This is a genomic window from Pelomonas parva, assembly GCF_043555835.1.
Lineage (GTDB): Bacteria > Pseudomonadota > Gammaproteobacteria > Burkholderiales > Burkholderiaceae_C > Pelomonas > Pelomonas parva.
In genome coordinates, this window is record NZ_JBIGHV010000003.1 from 142757 (window position 1) to 165371 (window position 22615).

Here is a 22615-nt window from a genome sequence, read left to right on the forward strand (position 1 = left end):
CCCTTCGTTTTTGCCGGGCGGCCACGCGTCGCCCGAGCTGCTGGGGCTGCTGCGCGGGCGCGGCCACCCGCGCGCCCCGGGCGACCAGGCGGCCAAGCGCATCGCCGTCGTCGGCGCCGGCATCTCGGGCCTGTCGGCCGCCTGGGCGCTGAGTGACCGCGCCCACGTCACGCTGTTCGAGGCCGGCAACCATGCCGGCGGCCACACCAACACGGTCGACGTGACGCTGGACGGCATCACCCATGGCGTGGACACCGGCTTCCTCGTCTTCAACGAGCGCACCTACCCGCTGCTGATCCAGCTCTTCGCCCAACTCGGCGTCGCCACCGCCAGGAGCGACATGAGCTTCTCTGCCCAGGTGCCGGGCAACGACATCGAGTGGAGCGGCAGCAGCCTGTCCACCGTGTTCGCGCAGCGCCGCAATCTGCTGCGGCCGGCGTTCTGGAGGATGCTGGCCGACCTGCTGCGCTTCAACCGCCTGTGCACGGCGCTGGCGGCCAGCGGTGAGGAGGGTGCGCTGGCCGAGCCGATCGGCGAGTTCCTGGATCGCCACCGCTTCGGCCGCGGCTTCCGGGACTGGTATCTGCTGCCGATGGTGGCGTGCATCTGGTCCTGCCCGACGGCGCAGATGCTGCAGTTCCCCATCCGCACGCTGATCCGCTTCTGCCACAACCACGGCCTGCTGCAGGTCAACGACCGGCCGCAATGGTGGACGGTCACCGGCGGCGCGCGGCACTACGTCGAGGCCATGCTGCCGGCCATCCACCAGGTGCGGCTGGGCACGCCGGTGCAGGCCGTCTACCGGCCGGTTGCGGGCGGCGATGTGGTCGTGCAGAGCCCGCGCGGCCGCGAGCATTTCGATGCCGTCATCCTGGCCGGCCACAGCGACCAGGGCCTGGCCCTGCTCGACCTGCCCACGGATGCCGAACACCAGGTGCTGAGTGCCATCCGCTACCAGCCCAACACAGCGGTGCTGCACACCGACGCGCGCCTGCTGCCGCGCCGCCGCGCCGCCTGGGCCGCTTGGAACTACGAGAGCGGCCATGAGGCGGGCGCCGTCTGCCTGCACTACCTGCTGAACCAGCTGCAGCCGCTGCCCTGGGAGCAGCCGGTCGTCGTGTCGCTGAACCCGCTGCGTGAGCCCGACCCGGCGAGCGTCATCGGCCGTTACCACTACGCGCACCCAGTCTTCGACGATGGCGCCGTGCGCGCCCAGGCCCGGCTGGCGGACATACAGGGCTCGGGCGGCGTCTGGTTTGCCGGCGCATGGACGCGTTATGGCTTCCACGAAGATGGCCTGCTGTCGGGCCTGACGGCGGCGCAGGGCGTCATCGAGAAGGTTCTGTCATGACCGCATGGCTCGGCCTCGGCGAAGTGCGGCACCGCCGCCTGCGGCCGCGCGAAAACGCCTTCGCCTATCCCAGCTATTTCCTGTGGCTGCCGATGCGCGCGTTGCGCCACGAGCCTTCGGCACCGTTGAACCGCAACGGCCGGGGCTGGCTGAGCTTCCACGACGCCGACCACGGCGACGGCGGCACGGATGCCCTGGCCTGGCTGGAGGCGCTGCTCGTGGCTGAAGGCATCGCCGACGCTAACGGCGAGGTCTGGCTGCAGACCTACCCGCGCGTGCTGGGCCATGTGTTCAAGCCGGTCAGCTTCTGGTTCTGCGAGCGCGCGGACGGTTCGCTGGCGGCCGTCGTCGTCGAGGTCAACAACACCTTCGGCGAGCGCCACTGCTACCTGCTGCGCGGCCCCGAGCTGGCCTGGGGCCGCGAGCAGCAGGCGGCCAAGGTCTTCCACGTCTCGCCGTTCTGCCGCGTCGAGGGCCACTACCGCTTTCGCTTCATGCGTGCGGACGGCCGCATCGTCGCCCGTGTCGACCACGACGACGCCCAGGGCGCGCTGCTGCACACCAGCGTCAGCGGCCACTTGCAACCGCTCACCACGCGCAGCGCCCGCGCCGCGTTCTTCGCCATGCCGGCGCTGACGCTGATGGTCGTCGCGCGCATCCACTGGCAGGCGCTGAAGCTGATCTTCAAGCGCGTGCCCTTCTTCTCCAAACCCCAGCCGCCAGAGCGCTTTGTGACGCGCTGACCGCCATGACGACAACGACCTCCGCCCCCACCTTTGCGGCCTCGCTGCCGCGCCACGCCCGCCGCGTCCTTGCGCTGCTGAACCATCTGCAGCACGGCAGCCTCGACCTGCAGACGCCGCAGGGCGAGATGCTGCACTTCGGCAACGGCCGCGAACCGCGCGCGGCCATCCGCATCGTCGACTGGCAGGTCTGCGCCGCCGCGCTCGCCTCGGGCGATGTCGGCTTTGCCGAGAGCTTTGTCGACGGCCAGTGGACCAGCCCCGACCTGCGTGCGCTGCTGGAACTGCTGGTGCGCAACCGCACCGCGCTGGAGTCGCTGGTCTACGGCGGCTTCTGGGGCGGCCTGCTGCACCGCGCTCGCCACCTGCTCAACCGCAACACGCGGCAAGGCAGCCGCAAAAACATCCACGCCCACTACGACCTCGGCAACGCGTTCTACAAGCTGTGGCTGGACCCGACGATGAACTACTCCAGCGCCTGGTTCGCCGGCGCGCCGGAGGGCTCGCTCGACGCCGCCCAGCAGGCCAAGATGCGGCGCGCGCTGGCGGAGGCCGGCGTCACAACCGGCAGCCGTGTGCTGGAGATCGGCTGCGGCTGGGGCGCCGTGGCCGAGGTGGCCGCGCGCGACTTCGACGCCAAGCTGACCGGCGTCACGCTGTCGACCGAGCAGCTCGCCTGGGCGCAGCAGCGCCTGCAGACCGCCGGCCTGAGCGCCGACCTGCGGCTGCAGGATTACCGCGACATCGCCGACGAGCCCTTCGACGCCGTCGTCTCCATCGAGATGTTCGAGGCTGTCGGCCGCGAGTACTGGGACGGCTACTTCCGCACCGTGGCCGCCAAGCTCAAGCCCGGCGGCCGCGCCTGCATCCAGAGCATCACCATCCGCGACGACCTGTTCGAGCGCTACGTCCGCTCGACCGACTTCATCCAGCAATACATCTTCCCTGGCGGCCTGCTGCCCAGCCCCAGCCAGTTCCGCGCGCACGCCGAGAAGGCCGGGCTTCGTGTCGTCAATGAACTCGCTTTCGGCGCCGACTATGCCGAGACGCTGCGCCGCTGGCGCGAGGCCTTCCTGCGCCACGAGGGCCCGGTGCGCGAGCTGGGCTTCGACGGTCGCTTCATGCGCCTGTGGGAGTTCTACCTGGCCTACTGCGAGGCGGCGTTCGCGGCCGGCAACACCGACGTCATGCAGTTCACGCTGGTGCGCGACTAGGCCATGCAAAGACGCGCCCTCCTGCTCGCCCTGGCCCTGCCCGGCGGCGCTCACGCAGCGGCAGAGCTGTCCGGGCTGACCAAGCGCGGCGAGGCCCGCTTTCGCTTCTTCGGCCTGCATGTCTACGACATCCGCCTGTGGTCGGCCGCGCCCGTCACGGCCGCGAACTGGCAGGAGCAGCCGCTGACGCTGGAGATCGAATACGCGCGCAACCTGGACGGCGCAGAGATCGCCAAGCGCTCGCTGAAGGAGATGCGCCGCCAGGCCAGCGTTGCAGACGCGCAGGCGCAAACCTGGCTCGCCGAGATGCAGGCCGCCTTCCCCGACGTGAAGGCCGGTGACCGCATCAGCGGCCGCTTCGATCCGGGCACGGCAGCGCAGTTCTTCATCAACGGCCAGCCGCGCCGGCGCGTGTCCGACGCGCAGTTCGCGCGGCTCTTCTTCGGCATCTGGCTCAGCCCGCAGACCTCGGAGCCGGCGCTGCGCGAACAGCTGCTGGCCGGCGATGGCAAGCCCTGAGTTAGCTTCTCGCGACGGGCTGAGCTACGGCGCGCTGGGCCTGGCCCTGGCCTTCGTCGCGCTGCCGCTCTATGTGCATCTGCCGGCCCACTACGCGACCCGCTTCGGCCTGCCGCTGGCCAGCCTGGGCCTGCTGCTGCTGGCGGCCCGCGCGCTGGACGCCGTCGTCGACCCCTGGATAGGCCGCCTCTGCGACCGCGCGCTGGGCCGTCGCGCACTGGCCTGGCAGCTGCCCGCTGCCGCACTGCTGCTGGTGCTGGGCTTCACCGGCCTGTTCTTCCCGCCGCTGCGCGAACCCACCGCGCTGCTGGCCTGGGCCGGCGGCGGCCTGGTGCTGACCTACCTCGCCTACAGCTGGCTGACCGTGCTGCACCAGGCCTGGGGCGCCCGTCTGGGCGGCAGCCCGGCGAGGCAGACCCGCGTGGTAGCCTGGCGCGAGGGTTTTGCGCTCGTGGGCGTCGTCAGCGCCAGCCTGCTGCCATCCCTGTTCGGCTTCGGCATCACGGCCCTCGTGCTGGCGGTTGCGCTGGCCGTGGGCCTGGCGCTGTTGAGCGCCGCGCCACGGCCGCAGACCAGCGACGACGCGCCCGCACCGCTGGCCCTGGCCTGGCGCGTGCCCGAGTTCCGCCGCCTGCTCACGGTGTTCCTGCTCAACGGCATCGCCGCCGCCGTGCCGGCCACGCTGCTGCTCTTCTTCATCGACGACCGGCTGCGCCTGCCCGAGTCGCAAGGCCTGTTCCTCGCCAGCTATTTCGTCGCCGCCGTCGCGTCGCTGCCTGTCTGGCTGCGCGTCATCGCCCGCCTGGGCCAGCCGCGCGCCTGGGCGCTGGGCATGGCGCTCGCCGTCGCGGCCTTCGCCTGGGCAGCCGCGCTCGGCGCGGGGGACCGCCTGGGCTTTCTCGCCGTCTGCATCGCCAGCGGCGCCGCGCTGGGCGCCGACCTCGCCATCCCTGGCGCGCTGCTGACCGGCGTCATCCAGCGGGCCGGCCTGGCCGGCCGCGCCGAGGGCGCCTTCTTCGGCTGGTGGAACGCCGCCAACAAGCTCAACCTCGCACTGGCCGCCGGCCTCGCGCTGCCGTTGCTGCAAGCCCTGGGCTATGCGCCCGGCCAGCGCGATCCGCAGGCGCTGCAGGCCCTCACCATCGCCTATTGCCTGCTGCCCTGCGCCCTCAAGCTCGGCGCCGCCGCGCTGCTGTACCGCCACTTCATCGCCACACCATGAACCGACGCCTGCTGCTTGCCACCCTCGTGCTAACTGGCTGCGCCAGCGCACCCGTACCCGAGGACTACGCCGCCGAGAAGCCGGTGCTGGACCTGAAGACCTATTTCAACGGGCCGATGACGGCGCACGGCCTCTTCACCGACCGCGCCGGCAAGGTGCAGCGCCGCTTCGTCGTGCAGTTGCTGGGCCGCTGGCAGGGCGATGTCGGCACGCTGGAGGAAGACTTCATCTACAGCGACGGCAAGACGGAGCGCCGCGTCTGGACCATCACGTCCCTGGGCAATGGGCGGTACAAGGGCACGGCGGCCGATGTCGTCGGCGAGGCGGCCGGCGAGGCGCGCGGGAACGCGCTGCGCTGGAGCTACACGCTGCGCCTGCCGGTAGACGGCACGACCTACGACGTGCAGTTCGACGACTGGATGTACCTGATGGACGGCAAGGTCATGCTGAACAAGGCGCGCATGAGCAAGTTCGGCTTCCACCTTGGCGATGTGACCTTGTCGTTCTACAAACCATGAGCCTCAACCCGCAGCTGCGCGACTGGAAGGGCAAGACCGTCTGGCTGGTCGGCGCCTCCACCGGCATCGGCCGCGCGACGGCCAGCGCGCTGCACGCGGCCGGCGCGCATGTCGTCGTTTCGGCACGGCAGGCGGGGCTGCTGAACGAGTTCGTCGCCACCCACCCGGGCAGCCACGCGCTGGCGCTGGATGTGATGGACGGCCCGGCCCTGCAGGCGGCGGTCGCCGCCATCGGCTCCATCGACCTGTGCGTGTACTGCGCCGGCTACTACCGGCCCATGGGCGCGACCAGCTTCGACCTCGCCGAGGCGCGCCGCCACCTCGACATCAACTACATCGGCGCGCTCAACTTGCTCGACGCGCTGCTGCCGCTGCTGCTCACATCCGGCCAAGGCCACCTGAGCCTGGTGTCCAGCGTGGCGGGCTACCGCGGCCTGCCCAAGGCGCTGGCCTACGGGCCGGCCAAGGCCGCGCTGACACATCTGGCCGAGGCGCTCTACCTCGACCTGCATCCGCGCGGCGTGGGCGTGTCCGTCATCCACCCCGGCTTCGTGACGACGCCAATGACGGCGCAGAACGACTTCAAGATGCCGGCCGAGATCAGCCCCGAACAGGCCGCGAAGGCGATGCTGGCCGGCTGGGCGGCGGGCGAGTTCGAGATCCACTTCCCCAAGCGTTTCACGCGCCTGATGAAGCTGCTGCGCCTGCTCGGCGATGGCGCCTACTTCAAGCTCGCCGGCAAGGCGAACCGATGAACCTAGATCCGGCAGTTGGGCGCGCCCGAAGGGCTGGCGCGGCGGGGGGCTGGCAAGGCGCGCCGACGAAGTGGGCTCCTGCCCACGAGGAGAAGCCACGCGGCCAGCGGCCCGAAGCGCCAGACCAGCGGGCGTGCAGCGCTGTTCACCGAAGTAGTGAACGCTGCCAGGCGCACAACGTGTTGATGCACCGAGACTTTCGATGAGTAGCAAGCGGTCAACTGCCGGATCTAGGTTGAAGCACCCCGACCCGCGCGCCGCCGCGCTGATCGCGCAGTACGAGGCTCTCAGCCCCGCCGGCCTGGACGACCTGGTGACGCTGTACGCGCAGGACTGCCGCTTCAAGGACCCGTTCAACGACGTGCGCGGCCGCGCCGCGCTGCGCCGCGTCTTCGCCCACATGTTCGAGACGGTGAAGGCACCGCGCTTCGTCGTCGCCGAGGCGATGGTGGAAGGTGATCGCTGCTTCCTGAGCTGGGATTTCCATGCCGGCGACTTCGTCATCCGCGGCGCCAGCCATCTGCACTTCGACGCCGCCGGCCTCGTCGTCGCCCATCGCGACTACTGGGACGTGGCCGAGGAGCTGTACGAGAAGCTGCCGGTGCTGGGCGCACTGATGCGCCTGCTGAAACGCCGGCTGCGGGCTACCTGAGCCAACCCTTGCGGCGGAAGTAGATGAAGGGCGCGGCCACCGACAGCAGCATCAGCACCAGCGCGAACGGATAACCCCACTTCGAGGCCAACTCCGGCATGTGCTGGAAGTTCATGCCGTAGATGGACGCGATCAGCGTCGGCGGCAGCAGGGCCACGCTGGCGACCGAGAAGATCTTGATGATCTTGTTCTGGTTGATGTTGATGAAGCCGACCGTGGCATCCATCAGGAAGTTGATCTTGTCGAACAGGAAGGCCGTGTGTGAATCGAGCGAATCGATGTCGCGCAGGATCTGCCGCGATTCCTCGAACTGCTCGGCGTTCAGCATGCGGCTGCGCATCATGAAGCTGACCGCGCGGCGCGTGTCCATCACGTTGCGGCGGATGCGGCCATTCAAGTCCTCCTCGCGGGCGATGGCCGACAGCACCTCGCCGGCTTCTGCGTCGGTGACCTCGCTCTTCAGCACGCGCACGCTGACCGCTTCGAGCTTGTCGTAGATGCCCTCCAGCACGTCGGCCGAATACTCCGCATCGGCGTCGTAGAGCTTGAGCAGCACGTCCTTGGCGTCCTCGATCAGGGCCGGGATGCGCCGCGCCCGCAGTCGCAGCAGGCGGAACACCGGCAAGTCCTCGTTGTGGATGGAGAACAGCACGTTGTTGAACAGGATGAAGGCCACGCGCACATTGCGCGCCGGCTTGCCCTCGCCGCTGTCATCGCCCTCGATGAGGAAGTCGGAGCGGATGTGCAGTTCGCCGTTGTCTTCCTCGTAGAAGCGCGCCGACTCCTCCAGGTCCTCGTCGACGATGTCCTCGGGAATGGTCAGCCCGAAGCGGTCGCGAATCCAGCCCTTCTCCTCGACGCTCGGGCTCTCCAGGTCGACCCAGATCGGGCGCGACAGGGCCAGGTCCTCGGCGGTCTCGATCTCTTCCTGGAACAGCCCGCCCTTCAGGCGCCCGTTGTCCAGCGTGAATACGTTCAGCATGCATCGTCTCCAGCAGCGCTGGCAAAGGAACGACGCGCGGCGCCGTCCGGGGTGGCGGGATTCAGTTCAACCGTCTCACTCCGGGCGGGGTGCGCTGCTCAGCACACATGGCGGGAGTGGACGGTCACCGAGGGTGATCGCTGTCCAAGAAGGGCTCCGTAGGGGGAATAGCCAGCGATTATTGCACCGGCGCAAGACGTGAAAGAAGGCGCAAGAACCTGACCTCGATGGGCACAAAACCTCACCGTCATCCCCTTGTCACGCAGCCGCTTCGCGCGCAAACTGGCCTCGTCGATTCCCCACTCCCACCCACCTCTGCTACTTGTAATCACCCCTCCCCTCCTCAATCTCCCTCTTCTGTTTTTTCAGTTTTCTGGTTTGTTTTCCGACCCATTCCTGTGAAAGGAAGCTTTATGAATCTGACGATCAGTGGCCATCATCTCGAAGTCACGCCAGCGCTGCGCGAATACGTGCTCACCAAGCTGGACCGTGTGACCCGCCACTTCGACCAGGTCGTTGACATCAACGTCCTGCTGACCGTAGAGAAGCAAAAGGAGAAGGACCGCCGGCAACGCGCCGAAGTCACGCTGCACGTGAAGGGCCGCGACATCTTCGTGGAACAGTCCCATGAAGACCTGTATGCCGCCATCGACCAGCTGATGGACAAGCTGGATCGCCAGGTCTGCCGCCACAAGGACAAGGTGCAAGACCACCACCACGCCTCGGCCAAGCGCCTTGAGGTCCCGGCCCGCTGAAACGCGGCGCTCATCTCAAGCGGCCTGCGGGCCGCTTTTGCATTTTTGCGATGCGCAATCCACGCCAATCGTTTGTTGCTGCAGTGCCGCAAAACCCTGCATTCGGGGGTCTCACGGGGCGTTTTGCACGCCTCTAGGGTCACCCGCCCACCCCAAGACAGCCCGCAGTTCCATAATCTGCGACTCTGATTGACCCACCCGCCCGGCTTCGGCCGCGCCCACCAGGCGCCCCCGACACTCGGCCTCAGCCCATGAACCGTCTCGCCGCCATCCTGCCTGCCGACAACGTGTTGGTGACCGTGGATGCGTCCAGCAAGAAACGCGCCTTCGAACACGCCGGCCTGCTGTTCGAGAACCATCACCAGATGGCCCGTGCGCTGGTCACCGACAACCTGTTCGCCCGCGAACGCCTGGGCTCGACCGGCCTGGGTCACGGCGTCGCCATCCCGCATGGCCGCGTCAAGGGCCTGAAGAACCCGCTGGCCGCCGTGCTGCGCCTGCAGCAGCCGATCGCCTTCGACGCGCCGGACGATGAACCTGTCGGCCTGCTGATCTTCCTGCTGGTGCCGGAAGCCGCCACGCAGCGCCATCTGGAAATCCTGTCCGAGATCGCCGAGATGCTGTCCGACCGCGAACTGCGCGAGCAGCTCAAAAGCGAGCCCGAGGCGGCCACGCTGCACAAGCTCATCGCGGCCTGGGAGCCGCTGAAGTCCGTCGCCTGATGCCGCCAATTGGCGCTTCGCGTAAACCCTGATCCCAATTGAAACCGACGTCGATCAGCGCCGAGCGGCTGTTTGAAGAACACCGCGAAGCCCTTCGCTGGGAATGGATCGCCGGGCACGGCCACCCGGAACGCCGCTTCGACGAAGCCGCCGTGCGCGATGCGCAAAGCGCGGCCGACCTGGTCGGCTACCTGAACTACATCCATCCCTACCGCGTCCAGATCGTCGGTCGCCGCGAGGTGGCCTACCTGAACCAGGAAGGCACCGACGTCCAGGACCGCCGCATCTCCCGCATCGTCACGCTGGAGCCGCCGGTCATCATCGTCGCGGACGACGCCCTGCCGCCACCGCGCCTGGTCGCCATGTGCGACCGCGCCGAGATCCCGCTGTTCCGCACCAAGGAGTCCGCCGGCCACGTCATCGACCTGGTGCGCGGCTACCTGTCGCAGCTGTTCGCCAACCGCACGACGCGCCACGGCGTGTTCATGGACATCCTGGGCCTGGGCGTGCTGCTGACCGGCGAGTCGGGCCTGGGCAAGAGCGAACTGGGCCTAGAGCTGATCTCGCGCGGCCACGGCCTGGTCGCCGACGACGCGGTCGACTTCTTCCGCATCGCCCAGACCGCCATCGAGGGCCGCTGCCCCGACCTGCTGCTGAACCTGCTGGAAGTGCGCGGCATCGGCCTGCTCGACATCAAGGCCATCTTTGGCGAGACCGCCGTGCGCCGCAAGATGCGCCTGAAGCTCATCGTCCACCTCGTGCGCAAGGAGACGATGGAGCGCGACTTCGAGCGCCTGCCCTACGAGCCGCTGCACGAGGATGTGCTGGGCATGCCGGTGCGCAAGGTCGTCATCGCCGTGGACGCCGGCCGCAACCTGGCCGTACTGGTGGAAGCTGCCGTGCGCAACACCATCCTGCAACTGCGTGGCATCGACACGTACAAGGAATTCGTCGAGCGCCACCAGCGCGCGATCGACAGCGGCTCGATGGACTAGGGCTGTTAGCCCTAACTCTTGTTCGGACAGTCGACCTTCGTGCAGGTCGCGTACAGCGCCAGCGAGTGCTCCTGCAACTGGAAGCCCCGCTCGCTGGCGATGCTGTGCTGGCGCGCCTCAATGCCGGGGTCAAAGAACTCCTCGACCTTGCCGCAATTCAGGCACACGAGGTGGTCGTGGTGATGGCCCTCGTTCAGCTCGTAGACGGCCTTGCCGGTCTCGAAATGGTTGCGGCTGAGCAGGCCCGCCTGCTCGAACTGCTGCAGCACGCGGTAGACCGTCGCCAGGCCGATGTCGGCGCCCTCGCCGAGCAAGGCTTTGTAGACATCCTCGGCGGTCATGTGGCGCTGCTGCGTGCGCTGGAAGATCTCCAGGATCTTGATGCGCGGCAGCGTCGCCTTGAGGCCGCTGTTCTTGATGTCGCTGGTCTGGTCTTTGACGGAGGAGGGCATGGCGCGTGGGGCCGGGGCCGCGAAAGTGGCCCCGCTAGAATCCACGCGATCATAGCCAGCCGAACCCTCGGCCGGCGTTTCCCGTCTCTTCTGTCAGCCGCCCATGCGTCCCCTGCTTGCCTCACTCCCGCTGCTTGCGCTGCTTGGCGGCTGCTCCCTGATGCCCAATTGGGGCTCCCTGCCCTCCATCACCGGCGAGAAGGTGCTGGGCGTGCTCACGCCCTACCGCGTCGAGGTGGTGCAGGGCAATGTGCTGACCAAGGAGATGGTCGCCCGCGTCAAGCCTGGCATGCCCAAGGCCCAGGTGCGCGACCTGCTGGGTTCGCCGCTGCTGACCGACGTCTTCCACGAGTCGCGCTGGGACTACCCCTTCACCATCCGCCGCCAGGGCGCCCCGCTGCAGCAGCGCCTCGTGGTCGCGATCTTCGACGGCGACAACCTGAAGTCGCTCGACGTGCCGGCGGACCTGCCGACGGAGATTGATTTCGTCGCGTCCGTCAACACCTTCAAGCCGAGCGGCAAGCAGCCCAAGCTGGAATTGAGCGAAGCCGAGCGCAGCGCGCTGCCGCCCCCCAAGCGCAGCGCCGAAGCCGCGCCGACGGCCGCCGCCGAAGGCCCGGCGCCCGGTCGCACCTACCCGCCGCTGGACGCCAAGCTCGGAGCCGGCTCTTGATGAAGGTCGCCATCACGGGAGCCTCGGGCCGCATGGGCAAGATGCTCATCGAGGCCGTCGAGGCCGCTGAGGACTGCACGCTGCACGTCACGCTGGACAAGGGCGACGATGTTCGCGCGGGCCTGGCCGGCGCCGACGTGCTGATCGACTTCACCCGCCCCGAGGCGACGCTGGCGCACCTGGCCGTCTGCGCGGAACTGGGCGTCAAGGCCGTCGTCGGCACGACGGGTTTCGATGAAGCGCAGAAGGCCGAACTGGCCCGACTCGCCGAGCGCACGGCCATCGTCTTCGCGCCCAACATGAGCGTCGGCGTCAACGTCGTGCTGAAGCTGCTCGACATGGCCGCCCGCGCCATGAACGAAGGCTTCGACATCGAGATCGTCGAGGCCCACCACCGCATGAAGGTGGATGCGCCCAGCGGCACGGCGCTGCAGATGGGCCAGGTCGTCGCCGACGCGCTGGGCCGCGACTTGAAGGCCTGCGCCGTCTATGGGCGCGAAGGTGTCACCGGCGCGCGTGACCCGTCGACCATCGGCTTCGCCACCGTGCGCGGCGGCGACATCATCGGCGACCACACCGTGCTGTTCGCCGGCATCGGCGAGCGCATCGAAGTCAGTCACAAGGCCAGCAGCCGCAGCATCTACGCCCAGGGCAGCCTGCGCGCGGCGCGCTTCCTGGCGGGCAAGACGACGGGCTTGTTCGGCATGAACGACGTGCTGGGCTTCAACAGCTGACATGGGCGGCTTCGCGGACTTCTGGGCCCAAAGCGACCTGGTTGGCCGCGCGGTGGCGCTGCTACTGCTGGCCATGTCGGTCAGCGCCTGGGCACTGATCCTGTGGAAGACCTGGCTGCTGCGCCGGGCGCGTCGTGGCCTCGTACGTGCGGTGCCGGCTTTCTGGGCCGCGAGCGGCGTTGCCGAAGGGCGCAACGCATTGCAGAGTTTCGACACCGAAGGCCTGTTGCTGCCGCTGCTGGATGCCGCCACCGCCGAGACGCGCGCGGCGACGCTGGATGCCGCCGGCAAACGCGAATCCCGCCTGACCCGCCGCCTGCGCGACGCGCTGCACGCGGTGCTGGCCAAGCTGCAGTTCGGCCAGGTGATGCTCGCCTCCATCGGCGCGACGGCGCCCTTCGTGGGCCTGTTCGGCACCGTCTGGGGCGTCTATCACGCGCTGGCCAGCATTTCGGTGGCGGGCAACATCACCATCGAGAAGATCTCCGGCCCGGTGGGCGAGGCGCTGATCATGACGGCCGCCGGCCTCGCGGTCGCCATCCCTGCCGTGCTGGCCTACAACGTCTTCGGCAAGCTGGTTGCGGCCTGCGAGGCGGATCTCGAAGGCTTTGCGCACGACCTGCGCGAACTGCTGGACCACGACTGATGGCATTCGGTCGGCTCGAACGAACCGACGCCGCTCGCCCCATGAGCGACATCAACATGACGCCGCTGATCGACGTCATGCTGGTGCTGCTGGTCATCTTCATGATCACCGCGCCACTGATGACCGCCTCGCTGCGCATGGACCTGCCCAAGAGCGAGGCCGCGACGCCCAGCGACGCGCCGAGCTTCATCGCCGTGGCCATCACGCCGGACGGCAAGCTGCATCTCGGAGAAGACGAGCTGGACGCGAACGCCTTCCAGCAGCGCATCAGCGAACTGGGCCGCGCCAACACGCAGATGGAAGTGCAGCTGCGCGCCGACCGTGCCGTGCCTTATGGCCAGGTGGCCGAGCTGATCGGCTGGGTGCAGGCCGCCGGGCTGAACCGCATCGCCTTCGTCGCGCAGGCTGCCGCTTCAGCGCCTTGAGCGAAGGGCCGCCGAGAGGGCGGCACCTACAATTTGGCGCATGAACGCCAAGACCGAAGCGCCCAGCTACAACCCGAACGAGATCGAAGCCGCCGCCCGTGCCTACTGGACGGAGCGCGACGCCTACCGCGTTACCGAAGACGCCAGCAAGCCGCACTTCTACGCCTGCTCCATGCTGCCCTACCCCTCGGGCAAGCTGCACATGGGCCATGTGCGCAACTACACCATCAACGACATGCTGGCCCGCCAACTGCGCATGAAGGGCTACAACGTCCTGATGCCCATGGGCTGGGACGCCTTCGGCCTGCCGGCCGAGAACGCCGCGATGAAGGGCAAGCTGCCGCCCGCCCAGTGGACTTACTCCAACATCGCCCACATGAAGGGCCAGATGCAGGCCATGGGCCTGGCCATCGACTGGAGCCGCGAGGTCGCGACCTGCCAGCCCAGCTACTACAAGTGGAACCAGTGGCTGTTCCTGAAGATGCTGGAAAAGGGCATCGCCGAACGCCGCACCCAGGTCGTCAACTGGGACCCGGTGGACCAGACCGTGCTGGCCAACGAGCAGGTCATCGATGGCCGCGGCTGGCGCTCGGGCGCGCTGGTGGAGAAGCGCGAGATCCCCGGCTACTACCTGAAGATCACGCAGTACGCCGAGGAGCTGCTGTCGGCGGTCGCTGATCCCGCTGACCCCAACTACCTGAGCGGCTGGCCCGAGCGCGTGCGGCTGATGCAGGAGAACTGGATCGGCAAGAGCCAGGGCGTGCGGTTCGCGTTCCCTCATTCCATCGAGGGCGGTGGCGGGCGGCTGTGGGTGTTCACCACCCGCGCCGACACCATCATGGGCGTGACGTTCTGCGCCGTGGCGCCGGAGCATCCGCTCGCCACGGTCGCGGCCAAGGACAAGCCGGAAGTCGCCCGCTTCATCGAGGAATGCAAGGCCGGCGGCACGACCGAGGCCGAGCTGGCCACGCAGGACAAGAAGGGCGTGCCGACGGGCCTCTTCGTCACGCACCCGATCACGGGCGCGCAGGTCGAGGTCTGGGTCGGCAACTACGTGCTGATGAGCTACGGCGACGGCGCCGTCATGGGCGTGCCGGCGCATGACGAGCGCGACTTCGCGTTCGCGCTGAAGTACGGCCTGCCCATCAAGCAGGTCATCGATGTCGACGGCCAGGCCTACGACGACAAGAAGTGGGCCGAGTGGTACGGCGACAAGCAGAAGGCCCGCTGCATCAACTCCGGCGTGCTGGACGGCCTGGGCCATGTCGACGCCGTCAACAAGGTCGCCGAACTGCTGGCCGCCCAGGGCCTGGGCGAGAAGAAGACCACCTGGCGCCTGCGCGACTGGGGCGTCAGCCGCCAGCGCTACTGGGGCACACCCATCCCCATCATCCACTGCGACGATTGCGGCGTCGTGCCGGTGCCCGAGAAGGACCTGCCGGTCGTGCTGCCGGACGACCTGATCCCGGACGGCAGCGGCAACCCGCTGAACAAGCACGCGGCCTTCCTGAACGTCGCCTGCCCCAGCTGCGGCAAGCCGGCCAAGCGCGAGACGGACACGATGGACACCTTCGTCGATTCGTCCTGGTACTTCATGCGCTACTGCGACCCGACGAACGACCAGGCCATGGTCGCGGACGGCACCGAATACTGGATGGGGGCTGACAAGGCCAACCCTGGCCGGGTTGGCATGAACCAGTACATCGGCGGCATCGAGCACGCCATCCTGCACCTGCTGTATGCGCGCTTCTGGACCAAGGCGATGCGCGACCTCGGCCTGGTCACGATCAGCGAGCCGTTCGAGAAGCTGCTGACGCAGGGCATGGTCTTGAAAGGTGCGTTCTTCCACAAGCCCGAGGGCGGGGGCAAGGACTACTACTGGGACCACGAGATCGATGTCATCCACGACGACAAGGGCGGCATCGCCGGCGCCAGGCTGAAGAAGGACGGCACGCCGCTCGAGTACGAGATGACGACCATGTCCAAGTCCAAGAACAACGGCGTGGACCCGCAGGCCTTGATCGACCAGTACGGCGCCGACACGGCCCGCCTGTTCGTCATGTTCGCGTCGCCGCCCGAACAGACGCTTGAATGGAACGATTCGGCCGTGGAAGGCGCACACCGCTTCCTGAAGCGCGTGTGGAACTTCGGCGCGCGCAACGCCGATGCGATCAAGTCGGGAGGCCAGGACTTCGCCGCGCTGAACGGCGACGGCAAGGCGCTGCGCCGCGAGGTGCACAACGTGCTCAAGCAGGTCAGCTACGACTACGAGCGTATGCAGTACAACACCGTCGTTTCCGGCGCGATGAAGCTGCTGAATGCACTGGAAGGTTTCAAGGCCGAAGGCCAAGGGGCTGCTGTGCGCGACGGCTTCTCGGTGCTGCTGCGCGTGCTCTACCCCGCCACACCGCATATCAGCCACCAGCTCTGGCAAGACCTCGGTTTTGCCGCCCAGCTGGGCGATCTGCTCGACGCGCCCTGGCCCACGGTGGACGAGGCCGCGCTGGTGCAGGACGAGATCGAGCTGATGCTGCAGGTCAACGGCAAGCTGCGCGGCTCGGTCAAGGTGCCGGCGGGTGCCGACAAGGCCGCCATCGAGGCCGCCGCGCTGGCCAACCCGGAGTTCGCCAAGTTCAGCGAGGGCAGGGCGCCCAAGAAGGTTGTCATCGTCCCCGGCCGCCTCGTCAACATCGTCGTGTGATGGACCGCCGCTTCGCGCTGTTGAGTCTCGCAGCCCTGACGGGCTGCGGCTTCGCGCTGCGCCGCGAGCCCGAGCTGTCGTTCAAGACGCTGGCGCTGACCGGCTTCGAACCCGACTCGCCGCTGGCGGCCGGGCTCAGGCGCCAGATCAAGCGCACGCCGGTGCAGCTCGTCGACGACCCCAACCGCGCCCAGGTCGTGCTGGAGGTGTCCCGCGAGGAGCGCGACCGCAACGTCGTGGCGTCCACCAGCGTCGGCCAGGTGCGTGAATGGCAGCTGCGGCTGCAGTTCGACTACCTGATCCGCACGGCGGATGGCGAGCTGCTGGTGCCCAGGGTCGAGCTGCGCCTGGCGCGCGACATGAACTACACCGAGACCGCCGCGCTGGCCAAGGAGCAGGAGGCCGCCAACCTGTACGGGGCGATGCACTCCGACGCGATCGCGCAAGTCATGCGCCGCCTCGCCGCCGTCAAGCTTCCCAGCTGATGCAGCTTCGCGCCGAAGGCCTCAGCGCCCACCTCGCCAAGGGCCTGGCCCGCATCTACACCGTCCACGGCGACGAGCCGCTGCTGGCGCAGGAGGCGGCGGACCAGATCCGCGCCGCCGCGCGCGCCAACGGCTTTGGCGAGCGGCAGATCTTCATCGTCTCCGGCGCCTATTTCGACTGGGCGCCGGTGCTGGCCGCCGCCCAGGCGATGAGCCTGTTCGCCGACCGCCAGTTCATCGAGATCCGCATCCCGAACGGCAAGCCCGGCAAGGACGGCTCCGATGCACTGCAGCGTTATGCCCAGGCCGCGCCCGACGACGTGCTGACGCTGGTGACGCTGCCGCGCCTGGACAAGACCCAGCTGAGCAGCGCCTGGTTCGCGACGCTGGACGGCAACGGCGTATCGATCCGCGTGGAGCCCGTCGAGCGCCGCCTGCTGCCGGCCTGGCTGGCCCAGCGCCTGAAGGCCCAGGGCCAGTCCGTGCCCGAGGGCGAGGACGGCCAGCGGGCGCTGGCCTTCTTCGCCGACCGCGTCGAGGGCAACCTGCTGGCCGCCCACCAGGAGCTGCAGAAGCTGGCGCTGCTGCATCCCAAGGGCGAGCTGACACTGGCCCACATCGAGGCCGCCGTGCTGGACGTGGCGCGCTTTGACGTGTTCAAGCTCAGCGAGGCCGTCCTCTCAGGCAATGTGCCGCGTCTGCTGCGCATGCTGGACGGCCTGGAGGCCGAGGGCGAGGCCGCCGTGCTGGTGCACTGGAACCTGGCCGAGGACGCCCGCGCCCTGGCCCGCGTGCGCGCCGCGCTGGACGCCGGCCGGCCGCTGCCCATGGCGATGCGCGAAGCGCGCGTCTGGGGCGCCAAGGAGCGCCTGGTGGAACGCATCGCACCCCGGCTGGACAGTCTTCAGGCCGGCGCGCTGGTCCAGGCCGCCCAGGTCTGCGACGGCCTCGTCAAGGGCCTGCGCCACCCGGACTGGCCCGGCGACCCCTGGGCCGCGCTGCGCCGCTTCGCGTTGATGCTTGCCGAGGCAGCGACCGGCAAAACCGGGGCAGTTCTCACGGTTCGCTGAGCGCGCTTGGGCTATCGTCCGGGCGCAACCTCGCCGCCATGACGCCATATCAAAGACTCACCCTTGCCACCCTGGCGCTGGCCCCTTGCGCCGCCGCGCTGGCCGTGCCCGTGACGGTGCAACTGCGCGGGCCCGGCGGGCAGCCGCTGGCCGGCGCGGCCGTGGCCATCGAGATCAAAGGCCGCACCGGCCGCACGAGCACGGCCAAGGCCGAGATCGGCCAGCGCGAGCGGCAGTTCACGCCACAGCTGCTGATCGTGCAGACGGGCACCTCCGTGAACTTCCCGAACTTCGACACCGTGCGGCATCACGTCTACTCGTTCTCGCCGATCAAGGTCATCGACATCAAGCTCTATTCCGGCACGCCGGCCGAGCCCGTGGTCTTCGACAAGCCCGGCGTGGCCGCGCTGGGCTGCAACATCCACGACAAGATGAGCGCCCACGTCGTCGTCGTCGACACACCGACCTTTGCCCGAACCGACGACAAGGGCCAGGCCACGTTCGACCTGCCGCCCGGCACGCATTCGGTGAAAGCCTGGCACGCGGCGCAGAAGTCGCCCACGCTGCAGAGCACCCGGCTCGACGTGCCGGCGGCTGGCGGCACCAGCGTGCTGACGCTGGACTGAAGGCGATGCAGCTGCCCGCCTGGCTGAACCTGCGCCACCTGGAGGGCCGCATCGTCGCGCTGTTCCTGGCGCTGCTGCTGGTCGTGCAGCTCGTCAGCTTCGGTGCCATCCACGCCAGCATCACGCACAACGCCGAGGACTCGCTGGCCGCCGAGTTGCAGACCGGCGAACGCGTGTTGCGCCGGCTGATGGACCAGCGCGCCGGCAAGCTGCACGATGCTGCGGACCTGCTGGCCAAGGACTACGGCTTTCGCAGCACGGTGGGCCTGTCGCTGGCCGAGGCCGACACGGTCGACACGATCCGGGATGCCCTCGTCAACCAGGGCGACCGCGTTGGCGCCTCGGTCGTCGCCTACTTCGACATGCAGCGCCAGCTCGTCGCCGCCACGCGCGACGGCGCAGGCGCGTTCGGCGCGGCGCTGCAGCAGACCAACGACAGCAAGGACGGCACGGCGCTGGCGGTGCTGGGCAACCGTGTCTACCAAGTCGTCGCCGTGCAGGTGCGCACGCCGGCGCCGGTCGGCTGGGTGCTGATGGGCTTCGAGCTGAACCGCGAGGTGCTGGACGACCTGAAGGCGCTGTCGGATCTGGACAGCGTCGTGCTGCTGCAGCCGGCCGGCCAGCGCTGGCTGGGCATCGTCGCCAACCTCGGCGCCGCGCCGGCGGCGGCGCTGCAGCAGGCGCTCGGCACGCAGGCGCCGGCCGAGGGCATGGTGGCGCTGGCCGGCGAGCGGCTGCACGCCCGCTTCGTGCCGCTGCTGGGCGGCGAGCCCCGGCTGGGCGTGCTGCTGCTGCGTTCGCTGGACGCGGCGCTCGCGCCCTACCGGCAGCTGCAACTGGTGCTGCTGGGGCTGACGCTGCTGGGCGTGGCCGTCTTCGCCCTCGTCAGCGTGCTGCTGGCGCGCGGCTTGAGCGGCCCCATCACGGCGCTGTCGGCCGCCGCGCGACGGCTGGAGCGCGGCGACTACGACACGCCCGTGCCCGCCACGTCCAGCGTGGAGGAGGTGCGCAAGCTGGCCCTCGCGCTGGAGAGCATGCGCGAGGGCATCCGCCGCCGCGACGCGCTCGTCAACAACCTGGCCTATGTCGACCAGCTGACGCTGCTGCCCAACCGCGCCCGCTTCGCCGAGTTCCTGCAGCACCACCTGACGCACAGCAACACGCCGGGCGCCGTGCTGATGCTGGACCTTGACCGCTTCAAGCATGTCAACGACGTGCTGGGCCACGAGGTCGGCGACCGCCTGCTGCAGAGCGTGGCCGAGCGGCTGCAGGCCTTGTGCGCGCCGGCGCATTCGGTGCTGGCGCGGCTGTCGGGCGACGAGTTCGCCGTGCTGCTGGCGCACACCGAGGCCCATGCCGCGAGTGAGGCGGCGCTGGCCATCCTGAAGGACTTCGAGCGCCCGCTGCAGCTGGACAACGAGACCATCGACCTCAGCGCGGGTATCGGCATCGCCTTGTTCCCTGAGCACGGCACGGACGTCAACCTGCTGCTGGGCCGCGCCGAGCTGGCCATGTACGCGGCCAAGACCAAGCAGTGCGGCAGCCTGATCTACCACGCGCAACTGGATGCCGGCAGCCAGGAGTCGCTGTCGCTGCTGTCCGAACTGCGCCGCGCCGTCGAGAACGACGAGCTGCGCCTGTTCCTGCAGCCGAAGATCGACCTGCAGACCGGCCGCGTCATCGGCGCGGAGGCGCTGGTGCGCTGGCAGCACCCGACGCGCGGCCTGGTGCCGCCGATGCAGTTCATCCCATTCGCGGAGCAGACCGGCTTCATCCGCATGCTCAGCGCCTGGGTGCTGTCCGGCGCCGCCAAGTTCGCGCGCGAGGCGCTGGACGCGGGGCTCACGCTGCGGCTGTCGGTCAACCTGTCCACGCGCGACCTGATGGACCAAGAGCTGCCGGCCAAGATCGAGGCGCTGATCACGCCGCGCAACGTGCCAGCCGCCTCGCTGTGCCTGGAGATCACCGAGAGCGCCATCATGGACGACCCCGAACGGGCGCTGTCGACGCTGGAGCACCTGCACGCGATGGGCTTCAAGCTGTCCATCGACGACTTCGGCACCGGCTATTCGTCGCTGGCCTACCTGAAGCGCCTGCCGGTGGACGAGCTGAAGATCGACAAGAGCTTCGTCATGGCCATGGAGCGCGACCTGGACGACGCGCGCATCGTGCGCTCGACCATCGAGCTGGCCCACAACCTGGGCCTCACGGTGGTGGCCGAGGGCCTGGAGACGGCCAAGGCCTGGGCCATGTTGTCGCGGCTGGGCTGCGACGAAGGCCAGGGTTATTTCATCTGCAAGCCCATGCCGCAGGAGCAGTTCATCGCCTGGGCTGCGGCCTGGCAGCCGCCGGATGCGTCGACGCTGCTGGCTGAAAGCATGATGGCCAAACTGGGCTGAAGGGCTTCGTTCAGGCGTCCTTGTCTTCCAGCGCCTCGCACAACGCCGTCAGTCCCGCCGTCACCGTCTGCGCGCGCACCGCGTGGCGGTCGCCGCTGAAGTTCTCGCGCCAGACCTGCGCCGGCCGGCCGGCATGCACCAGCGCCAGCCAGACCGTGCCGACCGGCTTGGCCTCGCTGCCGCCCGTGGGCCCGGCAATGCCGGTGACCGACAGCGCCCAGTCGATGGGCGCATGCGCCAGCAGGCCGCGCGCCATGTGCTCGGCCACCTCGGCGCTGACGGCGCCATGCAGTGCGATCAAGCCCTTGGGCACGCCCAGCAGCTCGGCCTTGGCCTCGTTGCTGTAGCTGACGACACCGCGCTCGAACCACTGGCTGGAGCCGGCCAGGTCCGTGCAGGCCGCCGCGATGAGGCCGCCGGTGCAGCTCTCCGCCGTGCCGATGCGCTCGCGCCGCTGCATGAGGGCCACGGCGACGCGGTGGATCAGTTCGGTGTTGTCGGCATTCATGTTCACCCCAGCAGCGCGCGGTAGAGCGCGATGACGGCAAGCGTACAACCGGCCGCCACGAAGTCGTCGAACAGGATGCCCCAGCCCTGGGCCCAGCCGACGCGCGCACCGCGCTCGCCCTTGAACAGCCGGTCCGCCCAGCCCACCGGGCCGGGCTTGGCGGCGTCGAAGAAGCGAAACAGGGCGAAGGCGATGAGCTGGCCGAGGAAGCCGGCCGGCGCGATGAGCCACAGGATCAGCCAGAAGGCCAGCACCTCGTCCCAGACGATGGAGCCCGGGTCGGGCGTGTTCATGTGCTGGGCGCAGCGCGTGCAGGCCCACCAGCCGATGACGGTGCCGCCACCGATCAGCAGCGCCCAGCGCAGGTCGTCCATCCATGGCGCGATGACGACGAACGCCGCCCAGGCCCACAGCGTGCCGACCGTCCCCGGTGCCCGGGGCGCCAGGCCGCTGCCGAAGCCCAGCGCGATCCAGCGCGCCGGGTGGCGGGCCATGAAGGCCAGCGTCGGGCGGATGGGTGCGCCGGTCATTCTTGGAAATGGTCGAACGACCGCAGGCCGTGCCTGACCTCGGCACCCGAGGCGTCGACCACGCGCAGCCCAGGCTCCGCCTCGATGCGGCCGATGCGCGTCACCGCCACGCCGACATCCGGCATGCGCGCACCGGCTGGCGCCGTGAACACCAGCTCGTAGTCATCACCACCCGCCAGCAGGCACTCCCGCTGAAGCGCCGCCGGCTGCGCGGCCAGCACCGCGCTGCGCGGCAGCGCGTCCACATCCAGCCGCGCACCGACGCCCGAAGCCGCCAGGATGTGGCCGAGGTCGCCCAGCAGCCCGTCCGACACATCGGCGGCCGCGGTCGCGATGCCGCGCAGCGCCTGGCCCAGCGCCAGGCGGGGCGTGGGGCATTCCATGGCGGCGCGCACCGTCTCGAAAGCGTCCCCACCCAGCGCCACCGTGCCGCGAAACACCTCCAGCGCCAGCCGCGCATCGCCCAGCCGGCCCGACGCCCAGATCTCGTCGCCCACCCGCGCACCGCTGCGCAGCAGGGCCTGGCCAGGCGGCGCCTCGCCGAAGACGGTGATGCACAGGTTCAGCGGCCCCTGCGTCGTGTCGCCGCCGATCAGCGGGCAGCCGCTCGCGTCGGCCAGCGCCCACAGGCCACGCGCGAAGCCGGCCAGCCAGGCTTCGTCAACACGCGGCAAGGCCAGCGCCAAAGTGAAGCCTCGCGGCGTCGCGCCGCAGGCCGCCAGGTCGCTCAGGTTCACGGCCAGCGCCTTGTGGCCCAGGCGCGCAGGGTCCACCGTCGACAGGAAATGCCGGCCCTCGACCAGCATGTCGCTGGAGACCAGCCAGCGCGCGCCGGGCGTGGGCACGAGCACGGCACAGTCGTCGCCCACGCCCACCTCGACACCTGCAGCCGCAGGGCGCTGGAAGTAGCGCCGGATCAGATCGAATTCGCCCATGCG

General features: G+C 69.1%; 25 protein-coding genes. 20 read left to right on the top strand and 5 right to left on the bottom strand.

Features of this window, described 5'->3' with window-relative positions:
• The first annotated feature begins 49 nt into the window (after positions 1 to 49).
• The 8 genes from ACG00Y_RS08280 to ACG00Y_RS08315 all read left to right on the top strand — a co-directional run bounded on the left by ACG00Y_RS08280 (position 50) and on the right by ACG00Y_RS08315 (position 6974).
• The gene (locus ACG00Y_RS08280; RefSeq protein WP_394478593.1) at positions 50 to 1351 is read left to right on the top strand and encodes an NAD(P)/FAD-dependent oxidoreductase; all 1302 of its coding nucleotides are present in this window, start codon (positions 50 to 52) and stop codon (positions 1349 to 1351) included.
• Positions 1348 to 2094: a DUF1365 domain-containing protein gene (locus ACG00Y_RS08285; protein ID WP_394477733.1), complete on the top strand. Its 747-nt coding sequence runs from the start codon at positions 1348 to 1350 to the stop codon at positions 2092 to 2094. The genes ACG00Y_RS08280 and ACG00Y_RS08285 overlap by 4 nt, the downstream gene beginning before the upstream one ends.
• Before the next feature lie 5 nt (positions 2095 to 2099).
• Positions 2100 to 3308 (top strand): class I SAM-dependent methyltransferase, encoded by a 1209-nt coding sequence (locus ACG00Y_RS08290; protein ID WP_394477735.1) that lies wholly within the window; start codon positions 2100 to 2102, stop codon positions 3306 to 3308.
• A gap of 3 nt (positions 3309 to 3311) precedes the next feature.
• The gene (locus ACG00Y_RS08295) at positions 3312 to 3827 is read left to right on the top strand and encodes a chalcone isomerase family protein (RefSeq protein ID WP_394477736.1); all 516 of its coding nucleotides are present in this window, start codon (positions 3312 to 3314) and stop codon (positions 3825 to 3827) included.
• Positions 3814 to 5049, top strand: a complete 1236-nt coding sequence (locus tag ACG00Y_RS08300; protein WP_394477738.1) for an MFS transporter — start codon at positions 3814 to 3816, stop codon at positions 5047 to 5049. The genes ACG00Y_RS08295 and ACG00Y_RS08300 overlap by 14 nt, the downstream gene beginning before the upstream one ends.
• Complete coding sequence (locus tag ACG00Y_RS08305; RefSeq protein WP_394477740.1) at positions 5046 to 5567, top strand: DUF3833 domain-containing protein; 522 nt, start codon at positions 5046 to 5048, stop codon at positions 5565 to 5567. Before ACG00Y_RS08300 ends, ACG00Y_RS08305 begins: the two co-directional genes overlap by 4 nt.
• Complete coding sequence (locus ACG00Y_RS08310; protein WP_394477742.1) at positions 5564 to 6322, top strand: SDR family NAD(P)-dependent oxidoreductase; 759 nt, start codon at positions 5564 to 5566, stop codon at positions 6320 to 6322. The genes ACG00Y_RS08305 and ACG00Y_RS08310 overlap by 4 nt, the downstream gene beginning before the upstream one ends.
• Before the next feature lie 235 nt (positions 6323 to 6557).
• On the top strand, positions 6558 to 6974 hold the full coding sequence (locus ACG00Y_RS08315; protein ID WP_394477744.1) for a nuclear transport factor 2 family protein: 417 nt from the start codon (positions 6558 to 6560) through the stop codon (positions 6972 to 6974).
• On the opposite strand, the gene corA is transcribed toward ACG00Y_RS08315, so the two are convergent.
• Positions 6967 to 7956 carry a magnesium/cobalt transporter CorA gene (corA, locus tag ACG00Y_RS08320; RefSeq protein WP_394477746.1) on the bottom strand — a complete coding sequence of 330 codons (990 nt, stop codon included), beginning with the start codon at positions 7954 to 7956 and terminating at the stop codon, positions 6967 to 6969. The genes ACG00Y_RS08315 and corA overlap by 8 nt on opposite strands.
• Before the next feature lie 413 nt (positions 7957 to 8369).
• Between corA and hpf the strand changes: the two genes are divergently transcribed.
• From hpf to hprK, 3 genes are all read left to right on the top strand, one after another.
• A complete protein-coding gene (gene hpf / locus ACG00Y_RS08325; RefSeq protein ID WP_348009756.1) occupies positions 8370 to 8711 on the top strand; it encodes a ribosome hibernation-promoting factor, HPF/YfiA family in 342 nt (113 codons plus the stop codon).
• 251 nt (positions 8712 to 8962) lie between these two features.
• Positions 8963 to 9433 carry a PTS IIA-like nitrogen regulatory protein PtsN gene (gene ptsN / locus ACG00Y_RS08330; RefSeq protein WP_394477748.1) on the top strand — a complete coding sequence of 157 codons (471 nt, stop codon included), beginning with the start codon at positions 8963 to 8965 and terminating at the stop codon, positions 9431 to 9433.
• Positions 9434 to 9471: 38 nt separating this feature from the next.
• Positions 9472 to 10428 carry an HPr(Ser) kinase/phosphatase gene (hprK, locus tag ACG00Y_RS08335; RefSeq protein ID WP_394477750.1) on the top strand — a complete coding sequence of 319 codons (957 nt, stop codon included), beginning with the start codon at positions 9472 to 9474 and terminating at the stop codon, positions 10426 to 10428.
• 11 nt (positions 10429 to 10439) lie between these two features.
• On the opposite strand, the gene fur is transcribed toward hprK, so the two are convergent.
• Complete coding sequence (fur, locus tag ACG00Y_RS08340) at positions 10440 to 10880, bottom strand: ferric iron uptake transcriptional regulator (protein ID WP_394477752.1); 441 nt, start codon at positions 10878 to 10880, stop codon at positions 10440 to 10442.
• Between the two features lie 103 nt (positions 10881 to 10983).
• On the opposite strand from fur, the gene ACG00Y_RS08345 reads away from it, so the two are divergent.
• From ACG00Y_RS08345 to ACG00Y_RS08385, 9 genes are read left to right on the top strand one after another with little or no spacing between them, the layout of a single operon-like run.
• On the top strand, positions 10984 to 11553 hold the full coding sequence (locus ACG00Y_RS08345) for an outer membrane protein assembly factor BamE (protein WP_394477754.1): 570 nt from the start codon (positions 10984 to 10986) through the stop codon (positions 11551 to 11553).
• On the top strand, positions 11553 to 12287 hold the full coding sequence (dapB, locus tag ACG00Y_RS08350; protein ID WP_394477756.1) for a 4-hydroxy-tetrahydrodipicolinate reductase: 735 nt from the start codon (positions 11553 to 11555) through the stop codon (positions 12285 to 12287). Before ACG00Y_RS08345 ends, dapB begins: the two co-directional genes overlap by 1 nt.
• Before the next feature lies 1 nt (position 12288).
• Positions 12289 to 12933 (top strand): MotA/TolQ/ExbB proton channel family protein, encoded by a 645-nt coding sequence (locus ACG00Y_RS08355; protein WP_394477758.1) that lies wholly within the window; start codon positions 12289 to 12291, stop codon positions 12931 to 12933.
• Positions 12933 to 13358: an ExbD/TolR family protein gene (locus ACG00Y_RS08360; RefSeq protein WP_394477761.1), complete on the top strand. Its 426-nt coding sequence runs from the start codon at positions 12933 to 12935 to the stop codon at positions 13356 to 13358. The genes ACG00Y_RS08355 and ACG00Y_RS08360 overlap by 1 nt, the downstream gene beginning before the upstream one ends.
• Positions 13359 to 13398: 40 nt before the next feature.
• Complete coding sequence (gene leuS / locus ACG00Y_RS08365) at positions 13399 to 16059, top strand: leucine--tRNA ligase (RefSeq protein ID WP_394477763.1); 2661 nt, start codon at positions 13399 to 13401, stop codon at positions 16057 to 16059.
• On the top strand, positions 16059 to 16544 hold the full coding sequence (locus ACG00Y_RS08370) for an LPS-assembly lipoprotein LptE (RefSeq protein ID WP_394477765.1): 486 nt from the start codon (positions 16059 to 16061) through the stop codon (positions 16542 to 16544). The genes leuS and ACG00Y_RS08370 overlap by 1 nt, the downstream gene beginning before the upstream one ends.
• Positions 16544 to 17614 carry a DNA polymerase III subunit delta gene (holA, locus tag ACG00Y_RS08375; RefSeq protein ID WP_394477767.1) on the top strand — a complete coding sequence of 357 codons (1071 nt, stop codon included), beginning with the start codon at positions 16544 to 16546 and terminating at the stop codon, positions 17612 to 17614. The genes ACG00Y_RS08370 and holA overlap by 1 nt, the downstream gene beginning before the upstream one ends.
• Before the next feature lie 38 nt (positions 17615 to 17652).
• Positions 17653 to 18240, top strand: a complete 588-nt coding sequence (locus ACG00Y_RS08380; RefSeq protein ID WP_394477769.1) for a methylamine utilization protein — start codon at positions 17653 to 17655, stop codon at positions 18238 to 18240.
• A gap of 5 nt (positions 18241 to 18245) precedes the next feature.
• The gene (locus ACG00Y_RS08385; RefSeq protein ID WP_394477771.1) at positions 18246 to 20639 is read left to right on the top strand and encodes a putative bifunctional diguanylate cyclase/phosphodiesterase; all 2394 of its coding nucleotides are present in this window, start codon (positions 18246 to 18248) and stop codon (positions 20637 to 20639) included.
• 10 nt (positions 20640 to 20649) lie between these two features.
• Here ACG00Y_RS08385 and ACG00Y_RS08390 read toward each other — a convergent pair whose 3' ends face one another.
• From ACG00Y_RS08390 to thiL, 3 genes are read right to left on the bottom strand one after another with little or no spacing between them, the layout of a single operon-like run.
• Positions 20650 to 21147: a CinA family protein gene (locus tag ACG00Y_RS08390; RefSeq protein ID WP_394477773.1), complete on the bottom strand. Its 498-nt coding sequence runs from the start codon at positions 21145 to 21147 to the stop codon at positions 20650 to 20652.
• 2 nt (positions 21148 to 21149) lie between these two features.
• Positions 21150 to 21677, bottom strand: coding sequence for a phosphatidylglycerophosphatase A family protein (locus ACG00Y_RS08395; protein ID WP_394477775.1), 528 nt, complete (start codon positions 21675 to 21677; stop codon positions 21150 to 21152).
• On the bottom strand, positions 21674 to 22612 hold the full coding sequence (gene thiL / locus ACG00Y_RS08400) for a thiamine-phosphate kinase (RefSeq protein WP_394477777.1): 939 nt from the start codon (positions 22610 to 22612) through the stop codon (positions 21674 to 21676). Before thiL ends, ACG00Y_RS08395 begins: the two co-directional genes overlap by 4 nt.
• Positions 22613 to 22615: the final 3 nt, after the last annotated feature.